The 20,806-nt window shown below is 48.6% G+C and carries 19 protein-coding genes; 13 read left to right on the top strand and 6 right to left on the bottom strand.

The window, feature by feature from the left end; translation table 11 throughout:
- Positions 1-37: 37 nt before the first annotated feature.
- On the bottom strand, positions 38-1,639 hold the full coding sequence (nadB, locus tag DMB82_RS05850) for an L-aspartate oxidase (protein ID WP_039360787.1): 1,602 nt from the start codon (positions 1,637-1,639) through the stop codon (positions 38-40).
- A gap of 390 nt (positions 1,640-2,029) precedes the next feature.
- Here nadB and rpoE point away from each other — a divergent pair, with 390 nt between their 5' ends.
- The 4 genes from rpoE to rseC are packed head-to-tail and all read left to right on the top strand — an operon-like array spanning position 2,030 to position 4,723.
- Positions 2,030-2,605 carry an RNA polymerase sigma factor RpoE gene (gene rpoE / locus DMB82_RS05855; RefSeq protein WP_102118560.1) on the top strand — a complete coding sequence of 192 codons (576 nt, stop codon included), beginning with the start codon at positions 2,030-2,032 and terminating at the stop codon, positions 2,603-2,605.
- Between the two features lie 59 nt (positions 2,606-2,664).
- Positions 2,665-3,312, top strand: a complete 648-nt coding sequence (gene rseA, locus DMB82_RS05860; RefSeq protein ID WP_039486631.1) for an anti-sigma-E factor RseA — start codon at positions 2,665-2,667, stop codon at positions 3,310-3,312.
- Entirely contained in the window at positions 3,312-4,274 is a 963-nt protein-coding gene (rseB, locus tag DMB82_RS05865) for a sigma-E factor regulatory protein RseB (protein ID WP_116156219.1), read from the top strand. The genes rseA and rseB overlap by 1 nt, the downstream gene beginning before the upstream one ends.
- Complete coding sequence (gene rseC / locus DMB82_RS05870; protein ID WP_116163074.1) at positions 4,271-4,723, top strand: SoxR-reducing system protein RseC; 453 nt, start codon at positions 4,271-4,273, stop codon at positions 4,721-4,723. Before rseB ends, rseC begins: the two co-directional genes overlap by 4 nt.
- 92 nt (positions 4,724-4,815) lie before the next feature.
- Here the strand turns inward: rseC and DMB82_RS05875 are convergent, their stop codons facing one another.
- Positions 4,816-5,028 (bottom strand): hypothetical protein, encoded by a 213-nt coding sequence (locus tag DMB82_RS05875; RefSeq protein ID WP_116156221.1) that lies wholly within the window; start codon positions 5,026-5,028, stop codon positions 4,816-4,818.
- Here DMB82_RS05875 and lepA point away from each other — a divergent pair.
- The 7 genes from lepA (at position 5,020) to acpS (ending at position 11,615) form a co-directional block, all read left to right on the top strand.
- Positions 5,020-6,819, top strand: a complete 1,800-nt coding sequence (gene lepA / locus DMB82_RS05880; protein ID WP_102118557.1) for a translation elongation factor 4 — start codon at positions 5,020-5,022, stop codon at positions 6,817-6,819. The genes DMB82_RS05875 and lepA overlap by 9 nt on opposite strands.
- A 16-nt stretch (positions 6,820-6,835) precedes the next feature.
- Positions 6,836-7,801, top strand: a complete 966-nt coding sequence (gene lepB / locus DMB82_RS05885) for a signal peptidase I (RefSeq protein WP_102118556.1) — start codon at positions 6,836-6,838, stop codon at positions 7,799-7,801.
- A gap of 290 nt (positions 7,802-8,091) precedes the next feature.
- Entirely contained in the window at positions 8,092-8,772 is a 681-nt protein-coding gene (gene rnc / locus DMB82_RS05890) for a ribonuclease III (RefSeq protein WP_010280465.1), read from the top strand.
- Entirely contained in the window at positions 8,769-9,674 is a 906-nt protein-coding gene (gene era / locus DMB82_RS05895) for a GTPase Era (protein WP_012822898.1), read from the top strand. The genes rnc and era overlap by 4 nt, the downstream gene beginning before the upstream one ends.
- Before the next feature lie 11 nt (positions 9,675-9,685).
- The gene (gene recO, locus DMB82_RS05900) at positions 9,686-10,423 is read left to right on the top strand and encodes a DNA repair protein RecO (RefSeq protein WP_103971485.1); all 738 of its coding nucleotides are present in this window, start codon (positions 9,686-9,688) and stop codon (positions 10,421-10,423) included.
- An 80-nt stretch (positions 10,424-10,503) separates the two neighbouring features.
- On the top strand, positions 10,504-11,235 hold the full coding sequence (gene pdxJ / locus DMB82_RS05905; RefSeq protein WP_116163072.1) for a pyridoxine 5'-phosphate synthase: 732 nt from the start codon (positions 10,504-10,506) through the stop codon (positions 11,233-11,235).
- Entirely contained in the window at positions 11,235-11,615 is a 381-nt protein-coding gene (acpS, locus tag DMB82_RS05910; RefSeq protein ID WP_014916247.1) for a holo-ACP synthase, read from the top strand. Before pdxJ ends, acpS begins: the two co-directional genes overlap by 1 nt.
- Before the next feature lie 18 nt (positions 11,616-11,633).
- On the opposite strand, the gene DMB82_RS05915 is transcribed toward acpS, so the two are convergent.
- Positions 11,634-11,894, bottom strand: coding sequence for a YfhL family 4Fe-4S dicluster ferredoxin (locus DMB82_RS05915; protein WP_102118553.1), 261 nt, complete (start codon positions 11,892-11,894; stop codon positions 11,634-11,636).
- Between the two features lie 470 nt (positions 11,895-12,364).
- Between DMB82_RS05915 and pdeH the strand changes: the two genes are divergently transcribed.
- Complete coding sequence (gene pdeH / locus DMB82_RS05920) at positions 12,365-13,156, top strand: cyclic-guanylate-specific phosphodiesterase (protein ID WP_145962351.1); 792 nt, start codon at positions 12,365-12,367, stop codon at positions 13,154-13,156.
- A gap of 788 nt (positions 13,157-13,944) precedes the next feature.
- Positions 13,945-15,459 carry a sensor domain-containing protein gene (locus DMB82_RS05925; RefSeq protein ID WP_116163070.1) on the top strand — a complete coding sequence of 505 codons (1,515 nt, stop codon included), beginning with the start codon at positions 13,945-13,947 and terminating at the stop codon, positions 15,457-15,459.
- Positions 15,460-15,500: 41 nt separating this feature from the next.
- Here the strand turns inward: DMB82_RS05925 and DMB82_RS05930 are convergent, their stop codons facing one another.
- The 3 genes from DMB82_RS05930 to DMB82_RS05940 all read right to left on the bottom strand — a co-directional run bounded on the left by DMB82_RS05930 (position 15,501) and on the right by DMB82_RS05940 (position 20,532).
- Positions 15,501-16,862 carry an HlyD family type I secretion periplasmic adaptor subunit gene (locus DMB82_RS05930; RefSeq protein WP_116163068.1) on the bottom strand — a complete coding sequence of 454 codons (1,362 nt, stop codon included), beginning with the start codon at positions 16,860-16,862 and terminating at the stop codon, positions 15,501-15,503.
- Positions 16,849-19,098 carry a type I secretion system permease/ATPase gene (locus DMB82_RS05935; protein WP_102118549.1) on the bottom strand — a complete coding sequence of 750 codons (2,250 nt, stop codon included), beginning with the start codon at positions 19,096-19,098 and terminating at the stop codon, positions 16,849-16,851. Before DMB82_RS05935 ends, DMB82_RS05930 begins: the two co-directional genes overlap by 14 nt.
- Before the next feature lie 78 nt (positions 19,099-19,176).
- Positions 19,177-20,532 (bottom strand): TolC family outer membrane protein, encoded by a 1,356-nt coding sequence (locus DMB82_RS05940; protein WP_102118548.1) that lies wholly within the window; start codon positions 20,530-20,532, stop codon positions 19,177-19,179.
- Positions 20,533-20,806: the final 274 nt, after the last annotated feature.

The raw sequence follows: 20,806 nt of genomic DNA on the forward strand, positions 1-20,806 counted from the left end.
TGCGCCTGCCTTTGCTAAGTGAACTATTTTTTATGAACTACGGCACCAGAATAGTTGGCGTTGGGGCGTCGAACTGCTCTGGGTAGTCCAGCGTGTAATGTAGCCCGCGGCTTTCTTTTCTTTCTAGCGCACAGCGGACGATGAGTTCGGCGACCTGCACCAGATTACGCAGTTCCAGCAAATTGTTGGAAATGCGGAAGTGGGCGTAGTATTCATTGATTTCCTGCTGAAGCAGTTGGATGCGGCGTTGTGCCCGCTCCAGTCGCTTAGTCGTCCGCACGATCCCAACATAATCCCACATAAATAGACGCAGCTCGTGCCAGTTATGCTGAATCACCACTTGTTCGTCGGAGTTGTCGACCTGGCTTTCATCCCAATCTGGTAGCTTTTTCACCGCTTTGATTTGCGGTAAGCGCTGCAAAATATCCTCAGCGGCTGACCAGCCGTAAACCAGACATTCCAGCAGTGAATTGGATGCCATGCGGTTTGCGCCATGCAAGCCGGTATAGCTGACTTCGCCAATCGCATACAGGCCGTCAAGATCGGTACGGCCGTGCTGATCGACCAGCACGCCACCGCAGGTGTAGTGTGCCGCGGGGACGATAGGTATCGGTTCACGCGTCAGATCGATGCCGAGAGACTGTAGCTTTTCATCGATAGTGGGGAAGTGCTGTTTGATGAATGCTTCGGGCTTGTGGCTGATATCCAGATACATGCAGTCTGCGCCAAGCCGTTTCATCTCATGGTCAATCGCACGGGCGACCACGTCACGCGGGGCCAATTCGCCTCTGGCATCGAAATCGGGCATAAAGCGTGTGCCGTCAGGACGTTTAAGGTACGCGCCTTCACCGCGTAGCGCTTCCGTTAGCAGGAAATTTCGCGCCTGCGGGTGGAACAGGCAGGTCGGGTGAAACTGATTGAACTCCAGATTTGCCACGCGGCAACCCGCGCGCCAGGCCATGGCGATGCCATCACCAGAGGAAATATCGGGGTTCGTGGTGTATTGATACACTTTGGATGCGCCACCGGTCGCTAAAACTACCGTTTTCGCTCGGCAGGATTCTACGCGCTCCCGTTCACGATTCCATATGTAAGCACCGACAATGCGGCGTGTGCCGGGCAGACCCAGCTTATTCGAGGTAATCAAATCGACGGCGTTACAGCGTTCCATAATCCGAATATTCGGATGAGATAGCGCTTTCTGCACCAGCGTGTTTTCCACTTCTTTTCCGGTTGCATCCGCCGCGTGCAGAATCCGACGATGGCTGTGCCCACCTTCGCGCGTGAGATGGTAACGTTCTTCACCGCTGGTGCTGGTTTCAGTATCGAATAGCACGCCTTGTTCGATAAGCCATTGCACGCAGTGTTTGGCATTGCTGGCGATAAACTCAACCGCTTCCCTTTCACACAGGCCATCGCCAGCGATCAGGGTATCTTCGATATGGGAGTCAATCGTGTCCGTTTCATCGAAAACCGCGGCGATGCCGCCCTGAGCATAAAACGTTGCGCCTTCGTTGAGTGGGCCTTTGCTTAATACCGTCACGTTGGCTTGTGAAGCCAGACGCAGAGCTAGCGAAAGCCCGGCAGCACCGCTGCCAATGATTAAAACATCACAGACGTATTCAGTGGTCGTTTGCATGGTCGTGTCGTGGGTGCAAAAAGAAGAGGAAATCGGATGGTAGCACCCAATGGTTGATTGCTGCATTGGTTTTTAGCCCCCTATCTACACGCTAAATAAGCGAAGGGAAGGGAATGCTGAATCGTGCGCATACCCCAAATTTATCGTATCATCCTCGGAGAGGCGTGGAGCCTCAGATCAAGACCATTTTTGATAAAGACAATGTGTGATGAAGAGAATGCGTCATGATACGCATCGCAAAGACGAGTAACGGCGCTAAGCAAAATAAAAATGATGACTCGGAACTTTATTGGATGTCTTGGTTCTAATGAGGAGCTTGCTCTAAATGACTTATATAGCTGGCAGTACTATTTTACGTGTGGAGAACGGTTTGAGTAGAGATTACCTCGGATGAGCGAGCAACTGGCAGATCAGGTTCTGGTCGAGCGAGTCCAAAAAGGCGATCAAAAATCGTTTAACTTGTTGGTCGTTCGTTATCAGCATAAGGTAGCGAGCCTGGTATCGCGGTATGTTTCCCAAGGGGACGTGCCAGACGTGGTGCAGGAATCGTTTATTAAAGCCTATCGCGCGCTAGAGTCATTCCGCGGCGATAGTGCGTTCTATACGTGGCTATATCGTATCGCAGTGAATACGGCCAAAAATTATTTGGTTGCTCAGGGACGCCGTCCGCCTTCCAGCGACATTGATGCTAATGACGCGGAAAACTATGAAAATGCGGGCGCACTGAAAGAAATATCGAACCCTGAGAATTTAATGTTGTCAGAAGAATTACGAAGCATCGTTTTCCGAACTATCGAGTCTTTACCGGAAGATTTACGTTTAGCGATTACGCTGCGTGAGTTGGACGGTTTAAGCTACGAAGAGATCGCCGTGATTATGGATTGTCCCGTCGGCACTGTTCGTTCTCGTATTTTCCGGGCGCGGGAAGCGATTGATAATAAAGTACAACCGCTTATTCAGCGCTAGCGAGCGTTTTCAGCTATCCGCATGACTAATGATGGATTTGACAAGGTAAGGGTGTCGGTATGCAGAAAGAGAAACTTTCCGCTTTAATGGATGGCGAAGCAGTAGATTCCGAACTGTTAGGCGCACTGTCACGGGATGATGCGTTGCAGCAAAGTTGGCAAAGTTATCATCTGATTCGTGATGTGATGCGTGGTGACGTGAGTGAAAACGTGATTCACCTGGACATCGCTTCTCGTGTTGCTGCTGCAATCGAAAAAGAACCTGTTCGTCTGGTTCCACAAGCGCAGCCTGAATCTCAGCCACAGCCTGTCGAGTGGACGAAGATGCCTTTCTGGCACAAAATCCGCCCGTGGGGCAGCCAACTGACGCAAGTCGGTGTCGCAGCCTGCGTATCTTTAGCGGTGATTGTCGGCGTACAAAATTACCAGCAGGGTAATGCTTCTGAACATGTTGTGGAATCCGGCGTGTTCAGTACCTTACCTGCTATGGGCACCGCCTCTCCAGTGAGTCTGGGCGTGCCGTCAGAAAATGTTGCCCCTAACAGCGGTCAACAAAAATCCGATATGCAGCGCAATCGCCTTAACGCCATTTTGCAGGACTACGAATTACAGCGCCGGCTGCATGCCGAGCACGCTCTGCCGCAGGACGATCAGCAAGCGGCAATTCAGGTTCCCGGTACTCAATCATTAGGAACACAGCCCCGGTAATGAAGCGTGTTTGGTCCGCCGCCTGTTTTCTGATTGGCAGTCTGTTTTATTCTACTTTCGCCCCGGCTCAGAATGTTGAGCCGGGCGCGTTGCTGCAACAGATGAATAGCGCTACTCGTTCTCTGAATTACGAAATTTCCTTTATTAACATTACCCTGCAAGGTTTCGAGTCGGTACGGTATCGTCATGCTGTGGTCAACAACCGTGCCTTAGCGCAGTTGCTGTTTATGGATGGTCCGAGACGCGAGATTGTGCAGCGTGGCAATGAAATCAGCTATTTCGATCCTGGTTTTGAGCCATTTACGCTCACCAGCGATCATATCGTTGATTCTCTCCCTTCTCTGGTCTTCGCTGATTTTCAGAAACTATCGCCCTATTATGATTTTGTTCCTGCTGATGGACGGGTACGCATTGCCGATCGTCTGGCATCAGGCATTCGGGTCATCTCACGCGATGGCACACGCTACAGCTACACGGTGTGGATTGATGCGGACTCCAAACTTCCACTGCGCATTGATTTACAGGATCGCAATGGCGACAAACGGTTGGAGCAATTCTTAACGACATCATTGATTGTTGACGATGATCTGGTGAGCGTGATGCGTCCGCTGGAAGGTATCAAACTTCCTCCTGCGCTACCCACGCCTGCTGCGGAAAAAAGTGATTTTACCTGGGTGCCTGAATGGTTGCCTGCCGGCATGAAAGAACAGTCGCACAACAAAAAAGTATTGCCAGGTTCGTCCATTCCTATTGAAACACGTCTGTATAGCGATGGTTTATTCAGTTTTTCGGTTAATATTAGCCCGTCTTCTGACGTGAGTGAGGAGCAGTCTGTACTCACGGGGCGGCGCTCCATTCACACCGTCATGAAAGACAACCGCGAGATTACCGTTGTCGGCGATATTCCTCCTTCTACGGCTAAGCGCGTGGCTGACAGCATTAGTATGAAGGCGGAGCCGTGATTAAAGAGTGGGCGACAGTGGTGTCATGGCAGGATGGAATTGCGGAGCTGCGGTGTGAGCCCAGTGCGGGCTGTGGCACCTGCAAATCCCGCTCGTCGTGTGGAACCGGTTTATTAAGTCAGCTTGGGCTCTCTGCCGAAAACACGCTGTACGTTCCTTGCGATCGGCCTTTGGAAATTGGACAAAAAGTGGAGCTGGGTATTTCTGAAGGACGGTTATTGTTTTCCGCCGCTTTGGTTTATATTGTCCCGCTGTTTGGATTGCTGTTCGGGGCAGCGATATGCCAAACGCTGTTCGGCACCGATCTGGCCGCGGTTATTGGCGCGCTGTTAGGCGGTAGCGTGGCGTTTATCGGCGTGAAGCGCTGGGCAAAGCAGCTAGGTAAAAATAAACGTTATGAACCCGTTATCCTGCAAATCGCACTGCCGGGTACTCTGTTACAAAATTGACCTGTTCACCCCAGCGTAAACGGCGCGCGGCGCGGAAACATTGCTTACTCGCTTGTTATCTTTCGACACGATATTTGCCACGTAATGACACTTTACTTCCTGCTTTCCTCTTGTTGTTCTGCTATTCCAAATAAAACCGTCATAATCAAGGGGAATGCACTGGACATGACTAGGTTTTCAGGCTTCTCGCATGTAGAATGCTGCGATTCAGGTGGAATAACATCGCTGCTGTTTTCACCTATGCGCATGCCCATCGGCAAGAATTTCAGGAATATCAAGGTAGAAAAATTTTTATAATGAAGCATATACGAAATTTCTCCATTATTGCCCATATCGACCACGGTAAATCAACGTTATCTGACCGTATTATCCAGATTTGCGGCGGTTTAACCGAGCGTGAAATGGCTGCGCAGGTTCTGGATTCCATGGATCTGGAACGCGAACGCGGAATAACGATTAAAGCGCAAAGCGTCACGCTGGATTATAAAGCGCAGGACGGCCAAACCTACCAGTTAAACTTCATTGATACGCCTGGACACGTTGACTTCTCTTATGAAGTTTCCCGCTCGCTCGCCGCCTGTGAAGGCGCGCTGCTTGTCGTTGACGCGGGGCAGGGTGTTGAAGCGCAAACGCTGGCTAACTGCTATACCGCGCTGGATATGAATCTGGAAGTGGTGCCGGTTCTGAATAAGATCGACCTACCTGCTGCCGATCCAGATCGCGTTGCTCAGGAAATTGAAGACATCGTCGGCATTGATGCCACCGACGCTGTGCGCTGCTCTGCAAAAACGGGGATTGGCGTGCCGGATGTTCTGGATCGTCTGGTGCGTGATATTCCGCCGCCGGAAGGCAGTCCTGATGCGCCGCTGCAGGCGCTGATTATCGACTCTTGGTTTGATAACTACTTAGGCGTTGTGTCATTGGTGCGTATTAAAAACGGCACGATGCGCAAAGGCGATAAAATTAAGGTGATGAGTACGGGTCAGGTTTATAACGCTGACCGTCTCGGTATTTTTACACCGAAGCAGATCGACCGTGATGTCTTGAACTGCGGCGAAGTAGGTTGGTTGGTGTGCGCCATCAAAGATATTTTGGGTGCGCCAGTAGGGGATACCCTGACGTTGGCGCGTCAGCCAGCTGAAAAAGCGTTGCCGGGCTTCAAGAAAGTCAAACCTCAGGTCTACGCTGGCCTGTTCCCGATTAGTTCCGACGACTATGAAGCATTCCGTGATGCGTTAGGCAAGCTGAGCCTCAATGATGCCTCCCTGTTCTATGAACCAGAAAGCTCCACTGCGCTGGGCTTTGGTTTCCGCTGTGGATTCCTGGGTCTGCTGCACATGGAGATCATTCAGGAACGTCTGGAGCGTGAGTACGATCTGGAACTGATCACCACGGCACCGACGGTAGTGTATGAAGTAGAAACGACGGCTAAAGAAACCATTTATGTCGATAGTCCGTCTAAACTGCCGCCGCTGAATAATATTCAGGAACTGCGCGAACCGATTGCCGAATGTCACATGCTGATGCCTCAGGAATATTTGGGCAACGTAATTACGCTTTGTATTGAAAAGCGCGGCGTGCAGACGAACATGGTGTACCACGGTAATCAGGTTGCGTTGACGTATGAAATTCCGATGGCCGAAGTGGTACTCGATTTCTTTGACCGCCTGAAATCAACCTCTCGTGGTTATGCCTCGCTGGATTATGGCTTCAAACGTTTCCAGACATCAGACATGGTGCGCGTTGATGTATTAATCAACAACGAGCGTGTCGATGCATTGGCCCTCATTACTCACCGTGATAATTCACAATACCGTGGCCGTGAATTCGTCGAAAAGATGAAAGAACTGATTCCGCGTCAGCAGTTTGATATCGCGATTCAGGCCGCCATTGGTAACCACATTATTGCGCGTTCTACGGTTAAGCAATTGCGTAAAAACGTACTGGCCAAGTGTTATGGTGGCGACGTCAGCCGTAAGAAGAAACTGTTGCAGAAACAGAAAGACGGTAAGAAACGTATGAAGCAGGTCGGTAACGTTGAACTGCCGCAAGAGGCGTTTCTGGCAATCCTGCACGTCGGCAAAGACAGTAAATAAATTCTGAGGAGTTGGCATGGCCAATATGTTTGCCGTAATTCTGGCATTGGTGACGCTGGTCACGGGGATTGTCTGGTGTTTAGAACGTTTCCTCTGGGCACCCGCTCGCCGGAAGAAATTTGCCACCATGAGCGGCGCCGATCTGGCTGATGGTGCCGTTTCATCGAAAGCTATTGAACAACCTGGCTGGATTGAAACAATCGCATCCGTCTTCCCTGTAGTGGCTTTGGTATTGGTTGTGCGCTCCTTCATTTATGAGCCGTTTCAAATTCCATCGGGTTCGATGATGCCGACGCTGTTGATTGGTGATTTTATTCTGGTGGAGAAATTTGCCTACGGCATTAAAGAACCCTTCACGCAAAAAACGCTGATCGAAACCGGTCACCCGAAGCGTGGCGACGTGGTGGTATTTAAATACCCGTCCGATCCTAAAGTAGACTTCATCAAGCGTGTGGTTGGTGTACCGGGCGATCGCGTTAGCTATAACCCGATAACCAAGCAGGTGACGATTCGTCCATCCTGTCAGGGGCAGCAGGCGTGCGATACGGCACTCGCCGTCACATACAGTAACGTACAGCCTAGCGATTTTGTTCAGACCTTCAACCAACCAGGACTGGAATCGCGCAGCGGTTTTTATGAGGTGCCTGCTAATGACAACAGCGTGGAAGGGACCCGAATGGGCGCACGCAAAGAGTCATTAGGCAATGTAACGCACAATATTCTGTTGGTGCCGGGTCAGCAGGATCAGCTCGGTGGTTATTACCAGCAATCGCAGCAGCAGCTTGCGACATGGGTTGTCCCTGCCGGGCACTACTTCATGATGGGTGATAACCGCGACAACAGTCTGGATAGTCGCTATTGGGGCTTTGTACCAGAGAGAAATCTGGTCGGCAAAGCTACCGCTATCTGGATGAGCTTCGAGAAGCAGGAAGGTGAATGGCCTACCGGCGTACGTTTGAGTCGCATCGGTGGCATCCATTAACCAAAGTAAGCATTAACCGAAATAAGATACAGGCAGCATTCTGATGCTGTCCGATGTAGAATATTTTCTGTAACGCTCTTTTTGAAAGAACATGCCCTAAATAGTACGAGTTGCATGACAACACGTTAGCGTTTTAACCATGCTAACGTACAGGCAACGCGAAGTATGACGGGCAAAAAGGCAGGCTCCCTATGGGAGCCAATGCAAACGAAACAGTTTTGACCGAATTAGTAAGCAGGGCTGTTCCGTATGCTGCTGTTTTTGACGCATCGTTGATCTATTGGTAACACATGAATCCCATTCTGATAAATCGTTTACAAAGAAAGCTGGGCTATACTTTTCAGCAGTACGAGCTTTTGTTACAGGCGTTGACGCACCGTAGCGCCAGCAGCAAACATAATGAAAGACTCGAGTTCCTGGGTGATTCCATCCTGAGTTTTGTGATCGCTAATGCGCTGTATCATCGTTTTCCCAAGGTTGATGAAGGGGACATGAGTCGGATGCGAGCGACGCTGGTGCGAGGAAACACGCTGGCGGAAATCGCGCGTGAATTCGAACTGGGAGAGTGCTTACGCCTCGGTCCCGGTGAATTAAAGAGCGGTGGTTTCCGTCGTGAATCGATCCTGGCTGATACGGTCGAAGCGCTGATTGGCGGCATTTTCCTCGACAGCGACATTCAGACCATCGAACGTTTGATCCTGAACTGGTATCAGACGCGTCTGGATGAAATCAGTCCCGGCGATAAGCAAAAAGATCCGAAAACGCGGTTGCAGGAATTTCTGCAAGGGCGTCACTTACCTCTGCCGACCTATCTGGTGGTGCAGGTTCGTGGGGAAGCACACGATCAGGAGTTTACTATCCACTGTCAGGTGAGCGGCTTTAGTGAGTCGGTCATTGGTACAGGATCGAGCCGTCGTAAAGCCGAACAGGCTGCGGCTGAACAAGCGTTGAAAAAACTGGAGCTTGAATGAGCGAAGTACAGACACACTGCGGTTTTGTCGCGATTGTTGGTCGACCAAACGTCGGTAAATCGACGTTACTGAATCAATTACTGGGGCAGAAGATTTCTATTACGTCACGTAAGCCCCAGACGACGCGGCACCGCATCATGGGTATTCACACTGAAGGGCCTTATCAGGCTATTTATGTGGATACGCCGGGATTGCACATTGAAGAAAAACGGGCGATTAATCGCCTGATGAACCGTGCCGCCAGCAGTTCAATTGGTGACGTTGAGCTGATCATTTTCGTTGTTGAAGGTACACACTGGAACGACGACGACGATATGGTATTGAATAAGCTGCGCGATCAGAAACTCCCAGTGTTATTGGCGATCAATAAAGTCGATAACGTCACGGATAAAACTAAGCTGCTGCCGCATATTCAGTTCCTCAGCCAACAGATGGACTTCCTTGATGTTGTTCCAATCTCGGCTGAGAAGGGGACGAATGTCGATACGATTGCCAGCATTGTGCGTAAACACTTACCGCAGGCAACGCATCACTTCCCGGAAGATTACATCACCGATCGCTCACAGCGTTTTATGGCATCGGAAATTATCCGTGAAAAACTGATGCGTTTCCTGGGTGAAGAGCTGCCGTATTCTGTAACGGTTGAAATTGAGCGTTTCGTGACGAACGAGCGTGGCGGTTATGACATCAACGGCCTGATTCTGGTTGAGCGTGAAGGCCAGAAGAAGATGGTCATTGGCAACAAAGGTGCCAAAATTAAAACCATTGGTATCGAGTCTCGTCAGGATATGGAAGAGATGTTCGAAGCCAAGGTGCACCTTGAGCTGTGGGTTAAAGTGAAATCCGGTTGGGCAGATGACGAACGTGCCCTGCGCAGCTTGGGTTATAGCGAAGATCTGTAAGGTTCACGCCGATGGAAGGCTGGCAGCGCGCATTTGTCTTACATGGGCGACCTTATAGTGAAACGAGTTTATTGCTGGATCTGTTTAGTGAAAGCGATGGTCGAGTTCGCGTGCTTGCCAAAGGCGCGCGAGCCCGACGCTCTAGCTTGAAAGGTTGCTTACAGCCTTTCACTCCGCTGCTGGTGCGCTGGAGTGGCCGGGGAGAAGTGAAAACATTGCGCAGCGCTGAGCCTGTCTCGCTCGCGCTACCACTGACTGGTTCGATGCTTTATAGCGGTTTATACGTTAACGAACTGCTATCTCGCGTGCTGGAACATGAAACCAATTACTCCGCTCTTTTCTTCGATTATCTCCACTGTTTACAACATCTTGCTGCACAGGATGCCTCTCCCGAGCCGGCATTGAGACGCTTTGAATTAGCGTTACTGGGCTATCTGGGATACGGCGTTGATTTTCTGCATTGTGCTGGCAGTGGTGAACCCGTGGCAGATACCATGACTTATCAATATCGAGAGGAAAAGGGATTTATTGCCAGCCTGGTTGTTGATAATAAAAGCTTTACCGGGAATGAGTTACGTTCGCTGGCGTCGCGTGAATTTCCAGATGTCGGCACATTGAAGGCGGCAAAGCGTTTCACCCGTATCGCGTTAAAGCCGTATCTAGGGGGGAAACCGCTGAAAAGTCGTGAACTATTCCGCCAGTTCGTTCCCGCTGCTAATTTGTCCAAACCCACGTCTCCTGATAAATAATCCCGTCTCCTCAGTACCCTGACGCTGTGACATCGGTGTAAACTGCCACGTATCGTGCATGACTTTACCGAGGATTTATCATGGCTGAATTACTGCTTGGCGTTAACATCGATCACATTGCAACGTTGCGTAATGCGCGTGGAACGGCGTATCCCGATCCCGTTCAGGCTGCTTTTATCGCTGAGCAGGCGGGGGCGGATGGCATCACCGTGCATTTGCGCGAAGATCGTCGCCATATCACGGATCGTGATGTGCGAATCCTGAGAGACACGCTCCAAACCCGCATGAATCTGGAAATGGCTGTCACGGAAGAAATGCTAAACATTGCCTGTGAGGTGAAGCCACATTTCTGCTGTCTGGTACCGGAGAAACGCCAGGAAGTGACGACCGAAGGCGGTCTAGATGTCGCAGGGCAGCAGGAAAAAATCGATAACGCGGTAGCCAGACTTAGCCAGGCTAACATCTTGGTTTCACTCTTCATTGATGCGGATAAGCGGCAAATCGATGCCGCCGTGGCCAGCGGTGCACCCTATATCGAAATCCATACTGGGGCGTATGCCGATGCGCCAGATGACGAAGCACGCCAACATGAGTTCGAGCGCATTCGTGATGCGGCGTCTTATGCGGCGGCGAAGGGGCTTAAAGTTAATGCCGGCCACGGTCTTACGTACCATAACGTTCTGCCGATTGCTGCCTTGCCAGAAATGCATGAATTGAATATTGGGCATGCAATTATCGGGCGTGCAGTGATGTCCGGTCTGAAGGATGCTGTTGCCGAAATGAAGCGTCTGATGCGAGAAGCACGTCGCTGATGGCAATTCTTGGGCTCGGGACGGATATTGTCGAGATCGCCCGTATTGACGCGGTAATTGAACGTTCAGGCGAGCGATTGGCTCGCCGCATTCTGACGGATGCTGAATGGGCGCATTATCAGCAGCATCAGCAGCCTGTCCGTTTCCTCGCCAAGCGCTTTGCCGTGAAAGAAGCGGCAGCAAAAGCCTTTGGTACCGGAATCCGTAACGGGCTCGCGTTCAACCAGTTTGAAGTTTTTAATGACGAACTGGGTAAACCTTGCCTGCGGTTTTTTGCTAAAGCGGCAGAGCTGGCTGAACAGATGGGGGTCAGACACGTCCATGTGACGCTGGCGGATGAAAGACGCTATGCCTGTGCGACGGTGATTATCGAAAGCTGATCGTCCGTAAACGGCTGTTTAAATCCTGTCGGCATGGTGGATGAGAACGTATTTTTCCCACAGTTGCTCATTGCCTTCAACATGGTTTGGATCTTTGATGATCGTGTTGTCGATCGGACAGACTTTCTGACACGTAGGGGTGTCGTAGTGGCCAACACACTCGGTACAGAGGGTGGTGTCAATTTCATAAATGTCCACGCCCATGGAAATAGCCTGATTAGGACACTCGGGCTCACACATGTCACAGTTGATGCATTTATGGGTAATGAGTAACGCCATGATGTTCTTCTACCTTACAAACAGGGCGCAGATTATACCCGCTGATGATCGTTTAAACACGCGTAACTGTCATTGGTGGAGAATATACTGGCAAATCGGTTTCTCCTGTCTTCAATGTGCCTCTCTTCCGAGACCGTTTACTGCGGGTTTTGCGTGTTTTCGAAGGCCTTCAGCATGCAATTTATTGACAGTATAAATAGTGAGGTTACAGGGTAAAATTACCATCTGTTCGTTAAATTGGTTTTATACCTATCCTTTAAACTGTATAAATCAGCCAGTGCGACTGTGTTTCTTGGTTTTTAATTTATTGATTTACAATTTAAATAAATTTAGTTGTGATATTGAACCACTTATTTTTGTAATATCATGGACAGTGATTTAATCGGTATTGCTGATTAAGTTTGCATCTGGAGAGTCGATGATGGTGCATGTCCGTATGATATAATTTTATGACTAATAGTGTCAGTTTAATGGCGGAACTCATAGTGCAGCAGGAAGGTCATCTTAATCAGGTTGGGGCAGGATTTTTCCAACAGGGAGACACAGAGCCATTAGGCGCTGATTACTGGCATCAATGCCAGCGGCGGTATACTTTTCAGCCCATTTACCGAACATCAGGTAAATTAATGGCTATTGAGTTACTGACTTCCGTTTTTTCTCCTACCCTGCCGCAAAAGTTCATCTCTCCTGAAAAATACTTCGCGAATATCGATGTTGAAACTCGCCTGTTAATTATTGTAGAACAACTGCAACTTTTATCTCAGTGGAGTTTTCGATTTACTCGCGACGAGCTTTTTGCCTCTGTCAATATTGATGGTATGACGCTACTGGCGTTGCAGAATAGTCTGGAAGCCAAACGTTTGATCGCGGCAATGCCCTGGATTCGTTTTGAAATAGTCGAAAATCAGGGAGGGCTGCCAAAAGAAATCTTAACCAAGCTCCCTGAAGCGCAAACACTGTGGCTGGATGATTTCGGCTGCGGAATGGCGAATTTTTCATCACTCATGCTGGCCCAGTATGATTGCATCAAAGTAGCACGTGAGCTCTTCATTCTTCTGCAACAAAGTGGTGAAGGGAAAACCGTTTTCCCTGTGCTGATCGCTTTGCTATCGCGTTTTTGCAATTATGTCGTCATTGAAGGAATCGAAACAAAGGAAGAATGGGCGATTGTTCAGGCATCACATGCTCATGCTGCCCAAGGATACTACCTCTCTCGCCCTCAGCCGTTTGAGTATTTTGAAACGTTGAAACTTGAAATTTAGGTGATAACCTGTTGTTTTGGCTATCACTTTTTACATTAGAGTACCGCTGTATGCCCATCCATGTTTCTTCTTCATGTTAATTCATTATATTTCCTAATATTTCATTGTTGTACAAAATTTATCCTATCTGACAGATTTCCTTTCTCTTGTTGTTTTCAAGTAATAATGCTGAATTTTGTTTTATTTTTGTTATTTAATTCTTGTTTTACTTGTTATGGCGGTGTTTAATTTCGATGAAGTAACAGGGAGGAACACTGTGAATTTTGCATCAATTTATGACATATATAATCAGACACTTGCGTTAATGATTTTATTTTTTTCTTTTAATTATTTGATTTTTAATGGTAAAAAAATATAATGTTTACTGTTAACGATCAAAAATCACTTTGTGATAGATTTTGTTGATTAAAACAATGATACTTATTGGTATAATTGATTTGCTTACAAAAATTTGATGTTCAGAATATATCGCCATGTACCCTTAGGATTATTCTTTTATTCCATTAGAGAAGCTTATAACCCGAACAATTACGACTATTAAATTAAGATACTCTTTTGAATTTGTTGTTTTTTATCTGCGCACAGTCATATGCGAGGGCTTTATGCTTACGTTGCTATGTTTCTAAACACTCCTGCTTCATGGAGCGTTTTTTCTTTCATCCTTTCTGCTCTCCGGAAATGCACTCATCCTGAAAATCTATGGGGTGTGGGCTTGTTACCCGGATTTTTCGTCATCAGCGTTGTGATTTGTACGATCAGGACCACTCGGGCCTGAGGAGAGTGTCATTGTGTATGAAATTATAATAACCCTACTTTTACTGTTGTTATTGTTTTCTTCTGTAAAAAATAGAAAAATCAAACAAAATTTTAAAACTGATCAGAAAAAGCAAGATTTCCTTAACATGGCTTTTTTTGCGATGGAATATAGTCCTGCCTCAATTATGATTGCAGATGAAAATTGTGAAATTATTTACGTCAATCGTCAGTTTATTACCATGTCTGGCTATATGCCCGATGAAGTTATTGGCAAAAAAACGAATATATTAAACTCTGGCATGACCAACGCTAGTGTCTATGAAGATCTGTGGGCTACCATAAATAAAGGTAATATTTGGAGCGGTGAATTCGTTAACCGGCGTAAAGATGGGCAGTTGTATTGGGAAAAGGCTAATATTGCTAAAATATATAATAAGGCGAGTAACACGACCCAATACGTCGGCATTAAGTTAGATATTACAGAGCGGAAATCGCAGGAACATCATGATAATTCATACAATCGTGCGCTGGATTTGTTATCAAGCGGCGCGCCGCTGAAGGATATTCTGGATGCGATCATTTTCAGTGTGGAAGAAAAAAACCCAGGTCGTATCGTTTGTTCTGTACTGCTCGTTGATAAAGAAAAGAAATGTTTGACGCTTGGATCAGCACCGAGCCTGCCAGGCTTTTATAAAAATGCTATTCACAACGTTAAAATTGCCGATGGCGTGGCTTCTTTTGGGACCGCAGCCTATACCGGAAAACGTGTGATTGCTGACGATATTTCCGTGCATCCACATTGGTCTTTATATAAAGGGCTCGCATTATATGCCGGGCTGCGTTCGTGTTGGTCTGAACCTATCATTGGTCAGAACAAAGAAATATTAGGGGTTTTAAGCGTTTATCATCGTAAAGTGTATGTCCCGACTGAAGAGGAAATTTTCTCTATCGAGAAGTCGGCGCAGCTGATTGCGATCGCTATAGAGCGATATCATGCCATTGATATGCTGCGGCGCAGCGAGGAACACTATCGGCAACTGGCGCACTATGATTCATTAACGTCATTGGCTAATGGTCTGACGTTTGCCGAGCAAATGGAACAGGCGATTCTGTTATCGAAACAAACGGGTAGAAAAATCGCGCTGATGTTCCTGGATCTCGATAAATTTAAACAGATAAACGACTCTTTTGGGCATGCTGTTGGCGATTTGCTATTAAAAGAGGCGGCGGCGCGTATGCGTGGTGCGGTACGCGATTCTGATACGGTATATCGCCGTAGCGGCGATGAATTTATTATTCTGCTTCAGGGTATTAAGGAAATTGACAATACTCTTTATGTTGCAGATAAAATCCATAACGCACTGAACAAGCCTTTTGAGATCGATGGGAAAACGCTGGATATATCATGCAGTATCGGTATTGCGCTGTATCCAGAGCACGGTACCGATTCTCTGACGTTGGCAATTAATGCTGATTCCGCCATGTACCAGGCTAAGGCCATGGGGCGCAGTCAGACTCAGATTTATCACAGCATGAACGATCATTGATAAATGAAATAAAAAAGGCGCTCTGTCGAGTGCCTTTTTTATTATCTTTCTCGTAGTGCTTCTGCTTTTGCCCGAATAATCGGCTTTAACAAATAGCTGAGGATAGTTTTCTTGCCGGTGATTATATCAACAGAAGCCACCATGCCTGGAATGATAAGAAGCGGCTTATCGGCTGAACCCAAATAATTCTTATCAGTCCGTAAGCGAATAATATAAAAGCTGTTCCCTTCTTTATCAGTGACGGTGTCTGGGCTGATTTGTTCCAACTGACCTTTTAAACCTCCATAGATGGTGTAGTCATAAGCGGTCAATTTTATGATGGCATCCTGACCTGGGTGTAAAAAGGCAATATCCTGAGGGCGAATTTTCGCTTCGACCAACAGCTTGTCATCCAGTGGAACAATTTCTACCAGATCGCTACCCGGTTGAATCACTCCCCCGATGGTATTCACCAGAACTTGCTGCACGATACCGCGAACAGGGGAGACGACCAGCGTTCGGTTTACCCGATCTTCGAGAGCTTTACCCGTTGCTGCAATTTTGTTCAGGCTGGTTTGTGCTTCACTAAGTTGAGATAACGCCTCGCTTTTATAGCGACTACGCGTTTCCTCTATTTTATTTTCGCCCTCTTTAATCGCAGACTCCGCCCGTGGAATGGAGAGCTTGATGGAATCAAGCTGGCCACGAGTTTCAACCTCAGCACGGCGCAGGCGTAAAACTTCTACTTTAGAAATGGCGCCTTCCGCGATCAGCGGTTCCGACATTTTAATTTCTTGCTGGAGCAGGCTTAGGCTATTGCGGAACTGAATTTCCTTGGCTGAGAAATCCCGCAATTCCTGCTGGCGCTGGATCAACTGCTCTTCCAGACCGGATATCTCATTATGCAGTTGCTGGCGGCGGCTGTTATAAAGCTCTTTTTCTCCTGCCGCGATTTTAGGCGCTTGTGTCGTGATTTCTGCGGAAAGCACGAGCTCTTGACCGTTGATTTCAGCGTTCAGACGTTCAATTCGCGACAGTAGCGCAAGCCGATCGGCTTCGGTTTCACCGACGTTGGAGGCAAAGCGGGTATCATCAAGGCGCAGCAAAGGATCGCCTGCATTGACAACTTGTCCCTCACGAATGAACACTTCCGTGATAATGCCGCCTTCCAGGTTTTGGATTTTTTGCAGCCGAGAAGATGGGATTGCTTTACCATCGCCGCGAGTGACTTCATCAATATTTGCGAGCCCAGCCCACAGGATGAAAAACAGGAAAAAAGCACCGACAGCCCACAGCGTGAAGCGAATCGATCGCGGTGAATCCTCGGTCATTGCTCGGCTCACTTCAGGCATCGTTTGCAGGCTCTCTTCATCTCCGCCGACAAAATACTGTTTGATTCGTCTGATATATTTACCGAGACGCATTGATCTGCCCCTTCTTCAACGCATCCATCACGATTACTTTCGGCCCATCAGCAATAATTTTACCTCTGTCGACAATCACTAAACGATCGACCAGCGCTAGCATGGAAACCCGATGGGTGACCAGCAAGAGCGTTTTCTCTGCAATCACGGGGGCCAGAGCTTGTTTTAACCGATCTTCGCTGGTGTTATCCATCGAACTGGTGGGTTCATCCAACACCAGAATCGGCGGATCGAGCAGCAGCGCTCTGGCTATCGCGACAGCCTGACGCTGCCCGCCGGAGAGTTGTTGGCCACGTTCACCAACCTGAAGGTTATAGCCATCGGGGTGCAGACGAGCAAACTCGTTCACCCCTGAAATTTCTGCGGCTCGCAACATGGCTTCGTCTTCGACATAGCGTGCGCCGCTAATCAGGTTGTTGCGCAGCGAGCCACTAAATAGCTGAATATCCTGAGGAACATAGCCGATATTGTGGCGTAAATCGCTGACATCCAACTGACGAGCATCGACGCCGTCGATCAGAATATTACCTGTATTAGGCTGATAGAGGTTTACGATCAGTTTTTGCAGCGAGCTTTTTCCCGAGCCGCTACGGCCGATGACGCCCACTTTTTCACCGGGCGCGATGGTCAGGCTGATGCCTTGCAGCGAACTGGTTTTTTGTTCTGGGTAATTGAACGTCACATCGCGAAATTCGATACCGCCCCGGATGCTCTCGCGTTTCAGCGGGCGTTCGTTATCGCTACGCTCCTGCGGTAATTGCATCATCTGCTCGGTGGTTTGCATCGTCAAACGCGCCTGCTGGTAACGGCTGACCAAGCCAGACAATTGGCCCAACGGCATGAGCGCTCTGCCGTTCAGCATGTAACAGGCAATCAATCCACCCATACTGAGTTTGCCGTTAATCAGCATATAGACGCCGACGACAATCATGGCAACGCCAGCAAATTGCTGGAACCACTGCGTCAGGTTTACCGCCAGTGAAGACAATGCCTTGGCCCGCATTTCCAGCTTGCTCAGGCTGCCAATGGTCTGTTCCCACTGGTGCTGCCGTTCACTTTCCGCATTATTGACCTTGATTGCGTCCAGACAGCTCAAGGTTTCGATCAGCGTAGCCTGCCGTTCACTGGCAAGGTGCATCGTTTTTTCAATGGTGGCGGATAGCGGTTTTTGCATCGCCCAGCTCGCCAGCAGGGCAATAGGGTAGGCGAGTATGGAAACCCAGACCAGCGGGCCGCCGATGATGCCGATAACCAGCAGCAGAAGCAGCGTAAAAGGAAAATCGATCAACGTCGTCAGCGTCAGTGAGGAAAGAAAATCTCTTAGTGATTGAAATTCGTGAATATTTTGTGCAAAGCTACCGATTCGTGGCGGTCTGGCCTTCATCGACATGCCCGTGATTCGTTCAAATAACGTGGCAGAAATAATCAGGTCGGTTTTTTTGCCCGCCATATCGAGGCAAATGCCACGCAGCGTTTTGAGTATCAAATCGAAAATAAATGCGCCGGTCACGCCGATAGCCAGCACCCACAGTGTCGCTGTTGCCTGATTGGGCACAACGCGGTCATAGACATTCATCACGAACAGCGGCGTGGCAAGCGCGATAATGTTCACCAGCAAACTGGCGAGGACCGCATCGAGATAGAGCGAGCGTGAAAGCTTCAGCGTATCTTTGAACCAGGATTTGGTTCGGGGGATCAGCGACGGATTTTGCAAATCGAACTGATGACGAGGCTGGGCAAACATCACTAAACCGAGGTAATTCTGTTGCAGCGTATTGTGCTCAACGGAAATTTCTCCGCCTTCTGTTTCACTGGGCATCAGACGTGCGCTGCCGTCAGCGTTCCAGCCCAACAGAATCGCCGCGCGTCCTTCCCGTAACAGCAGCATCGCTGGGAGCGACATTTCGGAAATTTTATTCAGAGAACGTTTGAGAACACGCCCTTGCAGCCCCGCGCGTGCAGCGGCTCTTGGGAGCAATTTTACCGATAACCGTTGGTTGGCTAAGGGGAGCCCCGCCGTGAGTGTGGCACGACTGACGGATTTCCCCTGCAAGGTGCAGAGGATCAGCAAACTATCCAATAAGGGATCGTCATGGCGGCTGCGAGGGTCACTATTTTCATGAATGATGGGCTCATGAACACCAGTCGATTCATGGACAGCTGGCTCTTGGACGATAGACTCCTCGGTAGCTGATTTATCAGAACCATTTGTCTCTTGTACTGAATGCAACTTCATTTAACTAAACGTTCCCTTACGCAACGTAATTCCCCGCATATAAAGCATAATTCATCGCCGTCTGACTAATGAAATATATTAATTAAGGCTCGGCAACTCTGCTTGGGTGGTGACGTTGGTCAGGCTGGTACCGGCATCAGGTGCTGGGATCGCCAAACGGTTTAATAGCTCTCCCATACGGGATGCGATCCGATATTCAGTATAGAGGGAGGTGAAGCGAACTTCGACCAGACGGCGCTGTGCGGTGAACAGCTCGTTTTCACTGTCCAGAAGGTCCAATAATGTCCTTTCTCCCAGACCAAATTGCTTCTGATAAGCGGTTCGTACTTTCATACTGCGGTCGGCATATTCGGCGGCAATCGGCAGTTGCTGACGCGAGTTATTTAACGCTGACCAAGCTAACTTGAGTTCTTCGCTAAGCAGGCGTAGGGCATTATTTCTCACATCCTGTGCTTCTTTTACCTGATAGGCTTTTGATTCCATGTTGGCTTTACTGCTACCGCCTTCATACAGGTTGTAGCGCATGCGCAGCATCGCCTGCCACTCATTATTTTGACCACGTGTTCCGCCAACGTTGTTATCCATCGTGCGAGAGAGCTCAACGTTAAGGCGTGGGTAAAACGTTGATTTTGAAGTCTCATATTGCTGCTGAGTGGCTTCAATATCTGACTCCGCGGATTTCAGCGCCGGGCTGTTAGCCAGCATAATGCGCAGTGTTTCTTCCAGCGAGGCGGGGAGTTTTATCGCAGACGCATCGGGCATCACCAAATCCTCTGGCACCTTACCCACAATGCTCATGTAGTTGATTTTGGCATCATCAAGATTGGTTTTTTCTGTCAGCACGTTGTTACGGGCCTGTGCAAGACGTGCTTCGGCCTGATCCAAGTCGGCCAATCGCCCAACGCCTTGTTCGCTACGCAGCCTGATTTGATCGTAAATGCGCTCATGGCTTGCAAGGTTTGCTTCCGCCAGACGGACAAATTCCTGACGTTGCAGCACACTGAGATAGACCTGAACGGTATCTAACGCCGTCGCCTCACTGGTATTTAATACTTTATAGGCGCGTGAATTGACCGTAGCGCGTTGTCTGCCCACTTCGCTGGAGGTGGCGAAGCCATCAAACACCGTCTGGCTTAGATTGATACTCGATTCCTGGCGGTTGAGCTCAACGCGCTTATTGGTGCTGGCGCGTGTCGAGGGGCTATCAGTCTCTTCGCGGCCAACGCCAGCACTTAGCGTGATGGAGGGGAGATATCCGCCTTTTGCCGCACGCAAATCATGTTCGGCAGAAAAACGGCTATTAATGGCGGCGCTGACTTCAGGATGTGTATAAAGCGTGCTTTTTATTGCTTCCTGAATCGTCTCGGCATGTGTCGTCGCTGTGGAAAAAACGGTAATAAAAGGTAATAAAGCAAAATAATATCTACGCATCATCAGCAGTTTTCCTTCACAAAAAAACTTTATTTGTGATTATTCCTATTAAAGTGTTTGAGTGTTATATAAACGCTTAACGAGTTGATTTTATTTTATTCCTTTTATATCAATGTGTTAAACACCATTTCTGAAAGGGCCTTAATGCGAGAAAAATAAGACCTACTCGAAATGAGTAAATTTCTGGAAAGAATATTCTGAATTTTTTATTATATCGTGCATTGAGTCAAGCGTTTGACGCATCACGACAGCACTATCGTAACGATTTTTTCATAAA

The sequence above is a fragment of the Pectobacterium aquaticum genome (assembly GCF_003382565.3).
Classification (GTDB): Bacteria; Pseudomonadota; Gammaproteobacteria; order Enterobacterales; family Enterobacteriaceae; genus Pectobacterium; species Pectobacterium aquaticum.